Source organism: Erythrobacter sp. SCSIO 43205, assembly GCF_019904235.1.
Lineage (GTDB): Bacteria > Pseudomonadota > Alphaproteobacteria > Sphingomonadales > Sphingomonadaceae > Erythrobacter.
Genome location: NZ_CP063202.1, coordinates 2,496,292 through 2,512,238 on the forward strand (window position 1 = coordinate 2,496,292; position 15,947 = coordinate 2,512,238).

A 15,947-nucleotide genomic window follows, 5' to 3' on the forward strand; every position below is an offset into this window, starting at 1 on the left:
GCTTAGCCCTCCTTATTTTCGTCAGCTGCAGGAGCATCAGCGGCGGGCGCTTCAGCTTCTGGAGCAGGTGCGGCTTCTTGCGCAGGAGCAGCAGTCTCGACGACAGCGCCGGGGAACGGCAGATCGTCAGAGTGCTTGAGCTTCACAGCGTCGCGAACGAGCAGCCAGCCATTCTTCGAGCCGGGGACGGAACCCTTGATGAAGAGAAGGCCACGCTCAGCGTCGGTGCGAACCACTTCGAGGTTCTGCTGCGTACGCTGACGGTCACCCATGTGACCAGCCATCTTCTTGCCCTTGAACACGCGGCCCGGATCCTGGCGGTTACCCGTCGAACCGTGCGAACGGTGAGAGATCGAAACACCGTGGGTTGCGCGAAGACCGCCGAAACCCCAGCGCTTCATCGCACCTGCAAAACCCTTACCTTGGGTGTGCCCGGTGATGTCGACCTTCTGGCCATTCACAAAGTGCTCTGCGCTGATGAGCGAGCCAACAGGTACAAGACCCTCTTCGCCATCCACGCGGAACTCTGCCATGCGAGCCTTAAGGCCCACGCCCGCCTTCGCGAAATGCTCGCGCTGCGGCTTGTTTACATTCTTTTGTTTTGCTTCGCCTGCACCCAGTTGAACAGCAAAATAGCCGTCAGTGTCCTGTGTGCGGTGGGAAACGACCTGGCAATCTTCCAGCGAAAGAACAGTCACAGGCACGTGCTGTCCATCCTCCTGGAAGAGGCGGGTCATCCCAACCTTTTTCGCGATCACGCCAGTGCGCATCGTCGTGTACTCCTTACAGAGGCACCCAGAGGACCATCCCCAAGGTGCGTGCCAACCCAAATTTTTTGCCTGAGCCCCGTCTGGGCTGATGCTCTCGAGGCCAGTTGGCCTTTTGAGCGAGACGGAGGACTCAGCCCGGATATATCCGGCGGTATCCATATGTCTTGCCGACCCTTTGATCAGCAGGGCCAATGGCGGCCCAAATTCTCAGATCGTTTTACGCCCACCTGAAGGGCGGAGAGATCATCGCTTAGGCGAGTTTGATCTCAACATTCACGCCAGCAGCGAGGTCGAGCTTCATCAGCGCATCGACGGTCTGGGCGTTCGGCTGCACGATGTCGAGCAGACGCTTGTAAGTGCGAACTTCGAACTGCTCACGCGACTTTTTGTCGATGTGCGGACCGCGGTTCACGGTGAACTTCTCAATGCGCGTCGGCATAGGAATGGGGCCACGAATAAGAGCACCCGTACGACGAGCTGTATCTGCAATCTCGCCAGTTGCCTGATCGAGAACGCGGTGGTCGAATGCCTTGAGGCGAATACGGATATTCTGTGCTTCCATTACCTATACCAATGCGAAAGAGCCAGAGAACGTAGCTTCCGGGGAAACCCGCCCTACAAAAAGTAAAAGGCCCGCCCTGCCCCGCACCATCAAATTGAGTGGTCCGGAATGGGAGGCCCCATGAATTTCGATTCAACGGCAACGGAATCGCCGCTGGAGTTGGCGCGCGTATATCGAGGCTGTTGGATTCTGGCAACCCAGAATTTCTCTCGATTTATCGCAATGCCGAAAAGCCACCTCCCCTGTAGGAAATTTGGCTTACATAATAAGAGGCCCGGCGCACTCTCGTGGGCCGGGCCTCATTATCTCGTGCAAGCCTTGAAAGGCTCAGTCCGAATTAGGCGGTGATTTTAGCCACAACGCCTGAACCAACGGTACGGCCACCTTCACGGATAGCGAAACGCAGACCTTCGTCCATAGCGATCGGAGCGATCAGCTTGACGTTGATGGTCACGTTGTCGCCAGGCATAACCATCTCGGTGCCCTCTGGGAGGATCACTTCGCCGGTTACGTCAGTCGTACGGAAGTAGAACTGCGGACGGTAGTTTGCAAAGAATGGCGTGTGACGGCCACCCTCGTCCTTCGAAAGGACGTAGACTTCTGCCGAGAACTCGGTGTGCGGGGTAACAGAACCTGGCTTTGCGAGAACCTGACCACGCTCAACTTCGTCACGGCCAACACCGCGGATAAGCGCACCGATGTTGTCGCCTGCTTGACCGGAATCGAGCAGCTTGCGGAACATTTCAACGCCGGTGACGGTCGTCTTGGTGGTGTCCTTGATGCCGACGATTTCAACTTCGTCGCCAACGTTCACAACGCCGGTTTCAACACGGCCGGTCACAACCGTACCACGACCCGAAATCGAGAACACGTCTTCGATCGGCATGAGGAAGTCTTGATCAACTGGACGCTCAGGCTGTGGGATGTAGCTGTCAACAGCGTCCATCAGAGCCTTCACGGAGTTTTCGCCGATTTCTGGATCGCGGCCTTCGAGAGCTGCGAGAGCCGAACCCTTAACGATTGGAATCTCGTCGCCGTCAAAGCCGTACTCGCTGAGAAGTTCGCGAACTTCGAGTTCAACCAGTTCGAGGATTTCTTCGTCGTCGACCTGATCAACCTTGTTCATGTAAACAACGAGAGCAGGAACACCAACCTGACGTGCAAGAAGGATGTGCTCACGAGTTTGTGGCATTGGGCCGTCAGCAGCGTTCACAACGAGGATCGCGCCGTCCATTTGTGCCGCGCCGGTGATCATGTTCTTAACATAGTCAGCGTGACCTGGGCAGTCGACGTGTGCGTAGTGACGTGCGTCGGTTTCGTACTCAACGTGTGCGGTTGAGATGGTGATGCCGCGCTCGCGCTCTTCAGGTGCTTTGTCGATGTTTGCGAAATCGACAGCAGCACCCATAACTTTCGTGATAGCCGCTGTCAGCGTCGTCTTACCGTGGTCAACGTGACCGATGGTGCCGATGTTGCAGTGCGGCTTATTACGCTCAAACTTTTCCTTCGCCATTTCTCTAATAACCTTTTTATTCAAATGTGCATTGTAAGCGGGGAGAAAACGGCGCCCGCATCAACGTGGCGCCGCCCATAGAATGTGTTGCTCGCTTAAGCAAGCTTCTCCTTGACCTCTTGCGCCACAGCCTGTGGCACTTCGTCGTAGTGGCTGAACTGCATGGTGTACTGAGCACGTCCTTGCGTAAAGGAACGCAGCTCGTTCACGTAGCCGAACATATTGGCCAATGGGACGAAAGCTTCGACAGCTTGTGCGTTGCCGCGGCTGTCTGTGCCCTGGATTTGACCACGACGTGAGTTCATGTCGCCGATGACGTCGCCGAGGTAGTCCTCAGGAGTGATGACCTCAACCTTCATGATTGGCTCAAGCAGCTTGATGCCAGCCTTTGAGGCCACTTCACGCATCGCACCGCGACCAGCGATCTCAAACGCAATCGCGCTGGAGTCGACGTCGTGGTACTTACCGTCAACGAGACGGATCGAGAAGTCGATGATCGGGAAGCCCACCAGATGGCCGCTTTCAGCCTGCTCGCGCATACCCTTTTCAATCGCAGGGATAAATTCGCGTGGAATGTTACCGCCCTTGATCTCATCAACAAAGTCGATGCCTGCGCCGCGTTCACCCGGAGTGACCACAACCTTGACCTCACCGAACTGACCCGAACCACCCGACTGTTTCTTATGGGTGTAAGTCACTTCGACTTCACGGCCGAGATATTCACGGTAAGCCACTTGCGGCGCACCAACGTTTGCCTCAACCTTGAATTCACGCTTCATACGATCGACGAGAATGTCGAGGTGAAGCTCGCCCATGCCCTTGATGATCGTTTGACCTGATTCGTGGTCGGTGGTGACTCGGAAGCTGGGGTCTTCAGCCGCGAGGCGGTTGAGAGCAACACCCATCTTCTCTTGGTCAGCCTTGGTCTTTGGCTCAACGGAAAGCTCGATCACGGGATCGGGGAATTCCATGCGCTCAAGAATAATTGGCTTTGCCGGATCGCAAAGAGTATCGCCGGTCGTCGTTTCCTTCATCCCGGCAAGCGCCACGATGTCACCAGCAAATGCTTCTTCAATATCCTCACGCTCGTTCGAGTGCATCAGCAACATACGGCCGATCTTCTCTTTCTTGTCTTTCACAGAGTTCAGAACCGAACCCTTTGAAAGCTTGCCTGAGTAGATCCGAGTGAAGGTAAGCGAACCAACAAACGGGTCGTTCATGATCTTGAACGCGAGCGCTGCGAACGGCTCATCATCCGACGATGGACGTGATGCTTCTTCCTCGCTGTCAGGCAAAACACCCTTAATCGCGGGAACATCGAGCGGCGACGGCATGTAATCGATCACGGCGTCAAGCAGAGGCTGAACGCCTTTGTTCTTAAACGCCGAACCACACAGAACCGGCACAAAAGCCTGCTCAAGCGTACCCTTACGGATAAGGCGCTTGAGCTCTTGCGCGCTTGGTTCATTACCTTCGAGGTAAGCTTCCATCGCGTCATCGTCTTGCTCGACAGCAAGCTCGATCAGCTTTTCACGATATTCCGCAGCTTCGTCAGCCATGTCATCCGGGATCGGGCCGAACTCATAAGAGGCACCCAGATCTTCGTTGGTCCAGGTGATCGCACGCTGATTCACAAGATCAACAAGACCGATGAGCGAGCTCTCAATACCGATCGGGAGATAGAGGACAGCAGGCGTCGCACCCAGACGATCGATGATCGACTGAACACAGTATTTGAAGTCAGCGCCAGTGCGGTCTAACTTATTGATAAAGCACATTCTTGGCACTTTATACTTGTCGGCCTGGCGCCAGACGGTTTCGGATTGCGGCTCAACACCAGCAACGCCGTCAAAACAAGCTACGGCACCGTCGAGTACGCGCAGGCTGCGTTCTACTTCGATGGTGAAGTCGACGTGGCCGGGGGTGTCGATGATGTTGATGCGGTGTTTTGGAGTATTTTCGCGCAGTGCAGCCGGATCGCCCATTGGGTCCATGTCAGGATCTTCAGGGTTCCAGAAACAGGTCGTCGCAGCGGAAGTAATTGTAATTCCACGCTCTTGTTCCTGCTCCATCCAGTCCATCGTCGCGCCACCATCGTGGACCTCGCCGATTTTGTAGGACTTTCCGGTGTAGTACAAAATACGCTCGGTAGTCGTAGTCTTACCAGCATCGATGTGCGCCATGATGCCGATATTGCGATAGCGCTCCAGCGGATATTCGCGGGCCATGTGCAATTCCTTAGTTCGAGGTGGGAGCCGCCGAAAACGCGGTCAGCGCCCCATATAGTTACGAATGTGACAAGCCCAAGACGAAATCTCGGGCCTGTCCACAATCAGCTTACCAACGGTAGTGCGAGAACGCGCGGTTAGCATCCGCCATGCGGTGCGTATCCTCACGCTTCTTCACAGCGTTCCCGCGGTTGTTGGCGGCATCCATCAGCTCACCCGAAAGGCGCGCAGACATGGTTGTCTCAGGACGCGAGCGAGCTGCACCGATCAACCAGCGAATAGCCAGCGCCTGTGCACGCTCAGGGCGAACTTCAACAGGAACCTGATAGGTTGCACCCCCCACACGGCGTGAGCGAACCTCAACCTGTGGCTTTACGTTGTTCAAAGCGTCATGGAACAGCTGCACCGGATCCGCTTTGGCTTTCGCCTCAACCGCATCAAGCGCCGAATACACGATACCTTCTGCAACGGCTTTCTTACCGTCGAGCATAAGGTTGTTCATGAACTTTGACAGAACCTGATCACCAAACTTGGGATCGGGCAGAATGACCCGTTTCTCGGGACGACGACGACGTGACATGTCACGAATTCCTTATCTTGGCCTTACCGCTCCCCCGCGAAGGCGGGGGTCTAGGGCGGCAAGGCGAAACCTAAACATTCGACCTCGGGAAACTGGATCCCCGATAAGATCGTTCATAACGATCTGTCGAGGATGACCTGTCCCCCGGACAGGTCACTTCGGACGTTTCGCCCCGTACTTTGAACGCGACTGCTTGCGGTCCTTGACCCCTTGCGTATCGAGCACGCCGCGAAGGACGTGGTAACGAACACCGGGAAGGTCGCGCACACGGCCACCGCGGATAAGCACAACGGAGTGCTCTTGCAGATTGTGGCCCTCGCCCGGAATGTAAGAGATCACCTCACGCGAGTTGGTGAGACGAACCTTAGCCACCTTGCGCAGTGCTGAGTTCGGTTTCTTCGGGGTCGTCGTATAGACGCGGGTGCAGACGCCGCGCTTCTGCGGGTTCTGCTCCATCGCAGGGACCTTTGACTTGGCCTTCTGCGGAGTGCGGCCCTTGCGGACCAGCTGGTTGATAGTTGGCATATCTACTCACTTCGTTTTTGGTTTTGAACCTGTCTCCCCTTCCCGCTCGCCCTGAGCCTGTCGAAGGGCCGCACTTCTTTTTGGCAACGCGCCAGAAGTGAAGAACAATCCTTCAACAAGCTCAGGATGAGCGGTTGAGGACTGAAGGTCCATCGCCACTCATGGCAACACGATCAGGGAAGAGTTTGGGAGGGGGTAAGACCGCTCTTTCGCGCTTCCCCGCGAAGGCGGGGATCTCCATCAGCAAGCACTGCACTTGCAGAACGAGGCTCCCGTTGTCACGGGAGCTCACGAGAAACGAGCGAGCCAGAAACACTCCACCCAAGATCAACCAAGAAGGCCACCGGATTACTTTGCCGTCCTTGCGCTAGACCGTCATTCCGGCGCAGGCCGGAATCCAGTCAAACAAAAACGCCAATGTTCAGCTCTATGTTCGAGTTAGGGGAGCGCCAAAGCGAGCCCTGCCCTCAGATGGACGCGCGCTTAGGGGGATTCTTCGGTGGGGTCAAGGCTAGTTTGGCGGATCAGTTGAAGCAAAGGCCTCGATCTTGTCGATCAGGGAACGCATCTCTGCCGGAATCTCTTCCACTCGCATGGTTTCGACAATTGCCGAAGCTGATACGCTTACCTTGAACACAGGTTGAATTTTTGAATTCAGCCACCCTAAAGCTTCTTTACCCGGGATCAATTTCAGACGCTCGTCTTCGTCTTTCCATCTGCCCTCGAACTCTTCAGTGGCTTGTTGGAACAAGCTTGCATCATCGGTTTTACAACCGACTTTTCGGGCATGGGCTCTGTAACGATCAACGAACTGCCCAAAAATATAGGTCTTTCTCTCGTCGCAGAACGACTGGAGCACTTCTGAGGAAGAGCCGCAGAATTCTGCGACGTTAGCGCCTCTCGCACGGCGGTCTTCTATGCGCCGACGAATAAGCCGATCAATTACTGAGGGAATCAGGACAAAATTCTCGATCTCTTTTCGCTCATGAACTTGGCAAAACTCTGAAATTTCTGCCAGCCCTTCCGATACCACTCTGCACTCATCGGCTGCCCGATAATCGCGGTCCAAAACAACTCCACAAAGTACCGTCCGCCCTAACGGATGCTCCATGCCCTCCTTTAAGCTTCGGACTTTCTCAGGGTTGAAACCTTCGGTTGCCACCACGGCGAAGTCAGAACGGACAGCGATGCGCTGCTTTCCCATTTTTCTGGCGAATTGCCCCAGCAATTTGAAATCAAGACCTTCTACGAATAAAACCCGTCTAGTCTTCGCCAGCTGCGTCAACACCGGGTTCGCCGATGACCCAAGCAAAGAAAAGACTCCGCCTAAGTCCATCGGAGAACGCAATCGCTTAGCGCGATTCTTGTCTTTTGAGACTAGGACAATATCCTCAGTATCGCACTCGGCGATTATCTCGGTTGAGTGTGTTGCAACAAGGATATCTGGCCCTAAATTCTTCAGAATTTCAACCAACTGCCTCTGCAAATCTGAATGAAGATATACGTCCGGCTCGTCGATCAAAAAGATTGAGGATTCGTCAGCTTGCACAATGTGAGTCAACATTTGACACCACACCTGAAAACCAAATCCGGACCAAAATATCTCGCGGTCCTTACGGTGCTCTGGACAGTACATGAAAAGATAGGCTTCACCATCTCGCGGCGCGACTTCCGGCCGCTTGATGCTCATGCCCGGCCATGTGCGCTCGACTAGCTCCCGAAATCTTTCGAACTTTTCGGGAAAATGGTGCCAGATATTGCGGAAGTTTCGGGATGCTTGGTAATTTAGCAGTGCTCGCCGAGCCGCTTCCTTTTGGAACGGCTTTTCGTAGTGATCAACGGGACTGAGGATAGGCGCGAAGCCGATCCGGCAATTGAAATACTTCTTGAAAAGGGTCGGGGTAACACAGTTTTTGCCTTGCGCGTTCGGTATCAGAAAACACGCCTCTCTTTCAGGAAAATAGAGTGTCAGGGTGTTTCCATTCTGAAGCGTGAATACGATCTCAGCGGGTTCCTCATCGCGGTAATCATAGAAAATATTCTCCTCAGCGACGAATGCGTTTCGCAGATCGAACGAGTGCCCAAGAACTCTGCCATTTGGGCCGGGGACGGCCTCCGCCCGCTTACTAGTAGCTTTACGCATCGCCTCAGCAAGTATTCGGAAGGCGCCAATAACCGTCGATTTACCTGCATTGTTAGGCCCAACAATCACATTGAATTGCTTCAAATCTAGCCTAAAACGTTCAAAAGCTTTGAATCGCCTAAATTCGACACGGATAAATCGATCTACTTGCTCGTTCGCCATGCTTCCAGAATAACTTCTGGCCGGAGCATTCAAAGATTGCAGCTCTAATTGTCTGTGGACGAACAAGTTTTCGAAGAGTTTTCCTACACGCCAATAATCTGCAATGTCCCCCGGTCCTTAGTTTGTTTTCGCGCTGGCGCTGCGCGCCGTCTCCGCCTTCGGCTCCGACTCCAAGCGCCAGGCACGGGCCATCCCCTCCCGCCTGCCACCCGCCTTCGCGGGCGCGGGTATCGGGGCAGTGAGACTTGCAAGCTTGCTTGCTAGTCGTAGCGGGGTGGGCCTGTGAGATCAGTGCGGGGTGCGCTCATAAACACCCGGCGGTCCTGTGCCTCGCCCACCCCTAACCGCTGGCTTGCAAGCAAGCCCTCTACGAGTCCCCGCAAGCGGGAGGGGGACCCGATAGCGCTCACCGCCCCCTCCCCTAGCCCCTCCCCTGAAGTGGAGGGGAAACTTGGTACGCGCACTCTTCCCCTCCGTCATTGCGAGGAGCACCGAAGCCATTCGGGGTGACGAAGCAATCCATGAACCGGCGTTTGCGCTTGGAGCAACCTCTCATCATGGATCGCCGCGCCCGCCCTTCGGGCAGGCTCGCGATGACGAAAATGGATGGGTTGGCGTTTGACGCGTCAGCTGCGCCTGCCTCGCCCACCCCGCTGCGACTAGGCCGCTGGCGCGACCAAGTCTCGCTGCCCCTCCCGCAGGCGGGAGGGGGACTACCTAGCGCCAGAGCGGGCCGTAGGCCCGCAAGGGCGACCGCCCGCCCGCAGGTGCCCCGCAGCGTAGCGGAGGGGATAGCGCCGAGGACGCTCGCCCGGATGGGCGAGCATGAAACAAAGACTCACTCCCCATTTTCCTACACGCCCAAATTGTGCTCAATACCTTCGGGTCATGCCAAAGCCCTCCTCCAACCTCCCCGTCCCCACTCGCAAAATTTCTCGCCAGGCAACCTCGCGCGTTGCCTTTGTGAGCGAGCCGCCCTCGCCCGACGATCCGCTGCTCGCGTTTGAACCCTATATCCACAAACAACCGCGCTCGAACTCGATCACCCCTGATCTTCAGCGCGAATTTGTCGCTCATCTGGCGGCGACCGGCATCGTCACCAGTGCGGCGCGGCATATCGGTAAGTCGATGGAGGCGCTGTATAAGCTGCGGCATATGCCGGGGGCGCAGGGCTTTGCCAGCGCATGGGACCGGGCGGTGCAGCTCGGCGTGGAGCGGCTGGAGGATACTGCGCTGGCGCGCGCCATCGAAGGATCAGAGCGCAAGATTATCCGGGGCGGCGAAGTGGTGGCGACCGAGCGCTTTCATAATGAGAGCCTCGTCATGTTCTTCCTGCGCAACCGGCTGGCGGATCGCTATGCGTCCAATGCGCATATTCACCCCGGCCATCCGATCTATGAGCGCATCCGGGCCGAAATTCTGGCGGAGGTCGAGGCAGAGCGGTTGAGGCAGGCGCGCGACCCTGAAAACATCCGAAAGATCCGCGAGAGCATTGATCGCAAAGTCGAAGCTATCCGCCGGCAGGTCGAGCGGGAGAAAGCTCAGGCGAAGGCAGCGTCTAACGCAAGGGGTGAAGATGAGGGTGAGGAGACGAGGCTCTAGCCCTCGTGATCCCCCTCAAACTTGGCGAGTTCATGCGGCTGGAGATTGCCCATAATGCCATAGGGGCCGGTTTTGATCCCGCTTTTGAGAACCTTGGCAGGGTTGCCGCCGACAAGGCTGCGCGCGGGCACGTCCTGCGTAACAACGCTGCCCGCGGCGATAACGCAGTGGTCGCCGATGGTCACTCCGGGCAGGATGATCGCGCCTGCGCCGATAAAGCAGTTGGAGCCGATGTGGGTGGAGACGTGTTCGCGCTTGACAAAATCGTGGGTGAAGATGTGGACGCCGGGCGTGACGATGGTGAAATCGCCGATGTGGACGCCCTTTGGGTGGGTGTAATCAAGGTTCGCCTTGCGAGAGATCCGCACGCCTTCGCCAATGGTCATGCCCCACACATGGGTCAGATAAGCGCGGGTGAACCCTTGGCGGGCGATGTACAATCGGGTGCGAATTTTCGCGAGCATGGCTGTGTGGCGGTCCCCTGAAGCGCCCTCTCAATCGGAGCGCAATTTCCCGTACCAATAGACATCGCATAAGCCAATATGGGTCACCTCATGCTCGCGCAAATGCGCCTCTCGGGTGAAGCCGAGGCTTTCCAGAAGGCGTACGGAAGGCTCGTTGCGGGTGTCGACTTCGGCGGTGAGCTTGCGCGCGCCCTCTTGCCAGAGTTGGTTGATCAGCGCCTCGGTGCACTCGCGCGCTACCCCTGCCCCTTGAGCGTGTTTGGCGGTGATATATCCGATCTCGAACACGGGGCCGTGGGTCTCGTCCGAGCCGTGACCGGGGCTGGCAACAAATCGCCCAACGACCATGCCCGCGCTATCGACCGCGATCCACGTGCGGCCGTCCCATGTCGGGTCCGCGAACCATTCCCACAGCTCCTCTTCGCTGTCGAATTTGGGCCGGGTGAGGTAAAGGCTCTGCTCCTCATCCGACATGGTGGGGAACAACGCGACCTCATCCCCGCGCCTTAACGGGCGCATGGTGAAGCGGTCGGTTTTCAGCGTCGGGACGTTATTCACCGGTGAGGAACGCCACCAGCGCCTTCACCTTCTTGGATCGCCATTGCGGCACGGGCGCGACCAGCCAATAGGCGCGCTTGGCCTCCACCGGATCATCCAACGCGACCAGTCGCCCATCCTCCAGCGCGCGCTCCACCAAAGCCAGCGGCAGGACCGTGCGCCCCATCCCTGCCAGTGCCGAGCTCATCGCCTGACCCGCGCTTGCCGTTTTGACGCAAGGTTTCGTCCCTTCCGGCAGGCCAGCTTCGGGCCAGTCAATCCACGCATCGCGCGCGTCGGGCGCGGCAACGCTCACCTGAAGCGCAGGCGCAAGCTGCACCCCCTGCAATTCCCCCGGCCCCGCGATAAAGCGGATCGCGAGGTCCAGGTTTGCCTCAGTAAAATCGGACGCCTCATCGGGCGCAAGGATGTACTGCACCCCCGGAGTTGACGCCTGAAACGGAGCAATCCGCGGCGCCAGCCACGAGGCATAAAATTCGCGCGGCGCGGCAATGGTATAACGATCGCTCGCCTGCCCCGCCTGCATCGCCGCCACGCTTTCCTCAAAGCGCAGGAACCCCTCGCGCAACGGGTCAAGCCCCGCCTCACCCTCTGGCGTAAGTTCCAGCCCCTTGGACGTACGGCGGAACAGCACCACGCCCAAATGATCTTCGAGCGCGCGGATCTGCTGCCCCACGGCCGCCGGTGTCACGGCCAGTTCATCAGCCGCGCGCGTAAACGAAAGGTGGCGTGCAGCGGCATCATAGACCCGCAGGGCGTTCAAGGGGAGATGGGTGCGTTTCACAAAAGGCGACTTAAGCGCCTCGTGCATTTACCGCAAGATGAGGAACACCAACGCCTCGTTTGCGCCGACAAAGCCGAGCTTTCTAAGCGCGAGTGCACCACCCGTTCGGCGGTTATCGATCTGCTGTTAGCGATCTGCCGTTTCTGGCGCGGCGAGCGGGAAGAACGGGATGCGCACTTCCATGTGGCTGCCGTCCGCTTTTGCGAAGGTATAGAACCCTTCCATCGAACCATGGGTCGTCGTCAACGGACAGCCAGAGACGTAATCATGGCTTTGCCCCGGTGTCAGAAGCGGTTGTTCCCCCACGACCCCATCGCCATCGACATGGTTCACCATCCCGCGCGCATCCGTGATGCGCCAGTGACGGGTGAGCAGCTTCACCTCTTCGTGAGAGCCGTTTTCGATGCGGATGTGATACACCCAAAACCACTTACCCGCCTCAGGATGCGATTGCTCCGGCAGGAAGTTGACCGCGACCCGCACGGTAATGCCTTCGGTGGTGGCTGCGTGTTGGAAGAGTTCTTTCATTGCTCTGCTTAACGTAACGATAGTTTTGCGCCCGACAAGGGTATCCTTGCAGATAATCCCCTTAGTTTGTCCTGAATGACACAACGGCTGTTGCGCAAAATGGAAAGGTGACAATGGAAACTCGAACCCGAAGGTCAACCCTGCTGCGGTTTCAGGTGCGGACAAAGGAAACTTTCAGAGCAAGACATGATTGACTGATTAATCGAAGGGTATCTTGAGCGCCGACCCTCTGCTTACGCCCCACTTGCCAACTTGCGCCAAGACTACTTCCTTGTCCTCTCCAACAGGTCCACGAGTTCCTCAAATTTCTCGCGCTGCTCGCCCTCGTCACCGCTGGCGATTGCTTGGGCGACACAGCAAGCCGCGTGGTCTTTCAAAACCTGCGTCTCAACCTTGGTCAAGGCAGACTTGATCGCAGCAATCTGGTGCAGGATGTCGATGCAGTAGCGATCATCCTCGACCATTTGCGCAACGCCGCGCACCTGGCCCTCGATTCTTTTAAGCCGGTTCAACTTGGCGCTCGTATCTTCAGACATATCGCAATCCTGATTGAAATACCCTAGGGGGGTATATATGACACATGGCGAACCCTGCAACTACACCGACAAATTCTATGACTGACCTCTCCCGCCGCACACTGATTTCCAGCACCGCTGCTTTGGCCGCAGCAAGCTCGCTTCCAATGCCCGCTTGGGCGCGTGGGGGCTCGATGGCTCACGCGCAAAAGGGATTTGGCGATCTGTCGGGTGAGGACATCAACCTTGCAATTGGTGATGCCCATTTCGCAACCGGCGGGCGATCGGGCCACGCTTTTGCCGTGAACGGCACAGTGCCCGGCCCACTGATCCGCCTGCGCGAAGGGCAAAATGTTCGCCTGCACGTGACCAATAATCTGGATGAGGATTCCTCGATCCACTGGCACGGGCTGCTCCTGCCCTTCCAATTCGACGGCGTTCCCGGCGTCAGCTTCCCCGGCATCAAACCGGGCGAAACCTTCACCTATGAATTCCCCGTGCGGCAAAACGGCACCTATTGGTGGCACTCGCACTCCGGTCTTCAGGAACAGGCGGGGCATTACGGCCCGATCATCATTGAAAGCGCTGAGCCCGACCCGCGTTATGACCGCGACTATGTGGTGTTGCTGTCAGAGTTCACGCCCATCCACCCGCACCAGATCATGCGCCTTTTAAAGGTTGGTGAGCACTACTTCCAGAACCAGATGCAGAGCGCGACCGAAGGCGAGATGTCGGGCGAGATGCGGCGGATGTGGGGCCAGATGCGGATGAACCCGCGCGATATCGCCGATGTGACGGGGCAAACCTACACCTATCTCATCAACGGGCACGGCCCGACCGACGATTTGCAATTGGAGTTCAAACCGGGCGAGCGCGTGCGCCTGCGCGTCATCAATGGCAGCGCCATGACCTTCTTTAACGTCCGTATCCCCGGCGTGCCGTTGACCGTTATTCAGGCCGACGGACAGGATGTGGACGAGGTCGAGGTCGACGAATTCCAGATTGGTGTCGCTGAAACTTATGACGTGATCGTTGCGCCCAAGGATGGCAGCCACGCTATCGTCGCAGAGGCGATGGATCGCAGCGGCATGGGCGTTGCCAGCCTGACTTCAGACCCCGGCCACATTGCGACGCCTCCGCCGCTGCGCAAGATCCCGACGCTTACCATGACCGACATGGGCATGATGGATCATTCCGCTCACGCAGGGCATGATATGGGCGGGGATATGGGTGATATGGAGCACAATATGCGCGACACATCCCTGCTCCCCGCTGACGTGAAAGCAGGCCCCGGCTTGGACATGGTTGCGCCTATGCCGAAAGACCGGATGGACTTCGCCGGCCTAGGCCTCGACAAGGTCCAGCACCGCGTTCTGCGCTACACCGATCTTAAGGCCAAGCGCATGAACCCCCACCGCGAGGTGGAGCGCGAGATGGAAATCCATCTCACCGGTAATATGGAGCGCTATATGTGGTCCTTCGACGGCAAGAAGTTCACGAGCGTCACCGATGACCCCATCCGCTTTGGCTATGATGAGCGGGTGCGGGTCAAACTGGTCAATCAGACCATGATGGCGCACCCTATCCACCTGCACGGCCATTTCTTTGAGATGGTGAATGGCGCGGACCATCTGCACCAGCCCTTGAAACACACGATGGTGGTGCAACCGGGCGGCACCGCAACTTTTGATCTTACCGCCAATGAGCCGGGCGACTGGGCGTTCCATTGTCACCTTCTATACCATATGCACGCCGGCATGATGCAGGTTGTGACGGTGCGGCCCTTCCCCGACGGTGAGGCGTAATGAAGCGGACGATCTGGCTTGCAAGCGCTGCACTGATCGCTAGCCCCCTCGCCGCGCAGGACCATAGCGGGCATAGTGGTCATAGCGGGCACCAGAGCCACAGCGCACACGCCAATAACGGCGAACACAGCAAAACCGAGGCCGAGGCGGTCGACCACTGCGCCATAGGCCATTTGCCCCCCGAACAGTGCCCACCCAAGGATGAGCACGCAGGGCATGGTCCCATGGATCACGGCGCGATGGATCATTCCAAGATGGACCACGGCGCAATGGATCATAGTGGGATGGGCAATGGCGCGACGAATGATAGCTCGACGAAGCACAGCACGATGGATCATTCGAAAATGAACCACGGTGCCATGGATCATAGCCAGCACGGTGAAACACCGGACAAGTCTGTGCCCGGCGCTGCGCGCGAAGGTGCTGTACCCGCCAGAGCGTTCGAGGGGCCGCGCCATGCCGCCGACGCCATCTGGGGCGCGGCAGCGATGCAGCCCAGCCGCAAAAACCTTGCCCGCGAGAACGGCGGAATGCGCACCGGCAGCGTCCTTATCGAACGGCTCGAAGCGCGCATTGCCACTGATGGCGGCGAAGACGGCTATGTCTGGGATGCACAGGCGTTCTACGGCGGCGACCTGAACCGCTTCGTGTTAAAAACAGAGGGAGAAGGCGAGTTCGGCGGCGAGCTGGAGGATGCCGAAATCCAAGCGCTTTACAGCCGCGCCATCGGCCCGTTCTTTGATTTGCAAGCCGGTTTGCGCCTCGACGCAGAGCCCGATACCCGCAGCCATCTGGTTGTCGGTGTGCAAGGCCTCGCGCCCTATATGTTCCATGTCGATGGCGCGCTGTTCCTGTCGGACCGGGGTGATCTCACTGCACGTCTCGAAGGCGAATACGATCAGAGGATTACTCAAAGGCTGATTGTGCAGCCGCGTCTTGAAGTTGAATTGTCAGCGCAAGACATTCGCGAACGCGGGATTGGCGCAGGGATTACCAAGATCGAACCGGGCGTGCGCCTGCGCTACGAGATCGAACGCGAGTTCGCGCCCTACATCGGCCTCGAATACGAGGCGAAGCTTGGGGAAACCGCTGACATAGCCAGATCCGCTAGCGAAGACCCGGATGGGTTGAAGGTTGTGATCGGCCTGAGGGCTTGGTTCTAGCGATGTCGATAATCTGCCTCGCCCGCATCATAGGCCCTGAAGGGG

General features: G+C 57.5%; 15 protein-coding genes. 3 read left to right on the top strand and 12 right to left on the bottom strand.

The window, feature by feature from the left end; genetic code table 11:
* Positions 1-2: 2 nt before the first annotated feature.
* The 7 genes from rplC to INR77_RS11875 all read right to left on the bottom strand — a co-directional run bounded on the left by rplC (position 3) and on the right by INR77_RS11875 (position 8,483).
* Positions 3-770 (bottom strand): 50S ribosomal protein L3, encoded by a 768-nt coding sequence (gene rplC / locus INR77_RS11845; RefSeq protein WP_223071247.1) that lies wholly within the window; start codon positions 768-770, stop codon positions 3-5.
* Between the two features lie 250 nt (positions 771-1,020).
* A complete protein-coding gene (rpsJ, locus tag INR77_RS11850) occupies positions 1,021-1,332 on the bottom strand; it encodes a 30S ribosomal protein S10 (protein WP_006831877.1) in 312 nt (103 codons plus the stop codon).
* Positions 1,333-1,669: 337 nt separating this feature from the next.
* Entirely contained in the window at positions 1,670-2,845 is a 1,176-nt protein-coding gene (gene tuf, locus INR77_RS11855; protein WP_223071248.1) for an elongation factor Tu, read from the bottom strand.
* 95 nt (positions 2,846-2,940) lie between these two features.
* A complete protein-coding gene (gene fusA / locus INR77_RS11860) occupies positions 2,941-5,073 on the bottom strand; it encodes an elongation factor G (RefSeq protein ID WP_223071249.1) in 2,133 nt (710 codons plus the stop codon).
* Between the two features lie 109 nt (positions 5,074-5,182).
* The gene (gene rpsG / locus INR77_RS11865; protein WP_223071250.1) at positions 5,183-5,653 is read right to left on the bottom strand and encodes a 30S ribosomal protein S7; all 471 of its coding nucleotides are present in this window, start codon (positions 5,651-5,653) and stop codon (positions 5,183-5,185) included.
* Between the two features lie 153 nt (positions 5,654-5,806).
* Complete coding sequence (rpsL, locus tag INR77_RS11870) at positions 5,807-6,178, bottom strand: 30S ribosomal protein S12 (protein WP_034954477.1); 372 nt, start codon at positions 6,176-6,178, stop codon at positions 5,807-5,809.
* Positions 6,179-6,689: 511 nt separating this feature from the next.
* A complete protein-coding gene (locus INR77_RS11875; protein WP_223071251.1) occupies positions 6,690-8,483 on the bottom strand; it encodes an ATP-dependent endonuclease in 1,794 nt (597 codons plus the stop codon).
* A 963-nt stretch (positions 8,484-9,446) separates the two neighbouring features.
* Here INR77_RS11875 and INR77_RS11880 point away from each other — a divergent pair.
* Positions 9,447-10,085 carry a hypothetical protein gene (locus INR77_RS11880; protein WP_223071252.1) on the top strand — a complete coding sequence of 213 codons (639 nt, stop codon included), beginning with the start codon at positions 9,447-9,449 and terminating at the stop codon, positions 10,083-10,085.
* On the opposite strand, the gene INR77_RS11885 is transcribed toward INR77_RS11880, so the two are convergent.
* From INR77_RS11885 to INR77_RS11905, 5 genes are all read right to left on the bottom strand, one after another.
* Positions 10,082-10,549 (bottom strand): DapH/DapD/GlmU-related protein, encoded by a 468-nt coding sequence (locus tag INR77_RS11885; protein WP_223071253.1) that lies wholly within the window; start codon positions 10,547-10,549, stop codon positions 10,082-10,084. The genes INR77_RS11880 and INR77_RS11885 overlap by 4 nt on opposite strands.
* Positions 10,550-10,579: 30 nt before the next feature.
* Entirely contained in the window at positions 10,580-11,107 is a 528-nt protein-coding gene (locus INR77_RS11890; protein WP_223071254.1) for a GNAT family N-acetyltransferase, read from the bottom strand.
* Positions 11,100-11,891: a LysR family transcriptional regulator gene (locus INR77_RS11895; RefSeq protein ID WP_223071255.1), complete on the bottom strand. Its 792-nt coding sequence runs from the start codon at positions 11,889-11,891 to the stop codon at positions 11,100-11,102. Before INR77_RS11895 ends, INR77_RS11890 begins: the two co-directional genes overlap by 8 nt.
* A gap of 126 nt (positions 11,892-12,017) precedes the next feature.
* A complete protein-coding gene (apaG, locus tag INR77_RS11900; RefSeq protein WP_223071256.1) occupies positions 12,018-12,419 on the bottom strand; it encodes a Co2+/Mg2+ efflux protein ApaG in 402 nt (133 codons plus the stop codon).
* Between the two features lie 263 nt (positions 12,420-12,682).
* Positions 12,683-12,955: a metal-sensitive transcriptional regulator gene (locus INR77_RS11905; protein WP_223071257.1), complete on the bottom strand. Its 273-nt coding sequence runs from the start codon at positions 12,953-12,955 to the stop codon at positions 12,683-12,685.
* A 77-nt stretch (positions 12,956-13,032) separates the two neighbouring features.
* Between INR77_RS11905 and INR77_RS11910 the strand changes: the two genes are divergently transcribed.
* Together INR77_RS11910 and INR77_RS11915 are read left to right on the top strand one after the other, a co-directional pair.
* Positions 13,033-14,739 carry a copper resistance system multicopper oxidase gene (locus tag INR77_RS11910; protein ID WP_223071258.1) on the top strand — a complete coding sequence of 569 codons (1,707 nt, stop codon included), beginning with the start codon at positions 13,033-13,035 and terminating at the stop codon, positions 14,737-14,739.
* Positions 14,739-15,902 (top strand): copper resistance protein B, encoded by a 1,164-nt coding sequence (locus tag INR77_RS11915; protein ID WP_223071259.1) that lies wholly within the window; start codon positions 14,739-14,741, stop codon positions 15,900-15,902. Before INR77_RS11910 ends, INR77_RS11915 begins: the two co-directional genes overlap by 1 nt.
* Positions 15,903-15,947: the final 45 nt, after the last annotated feature.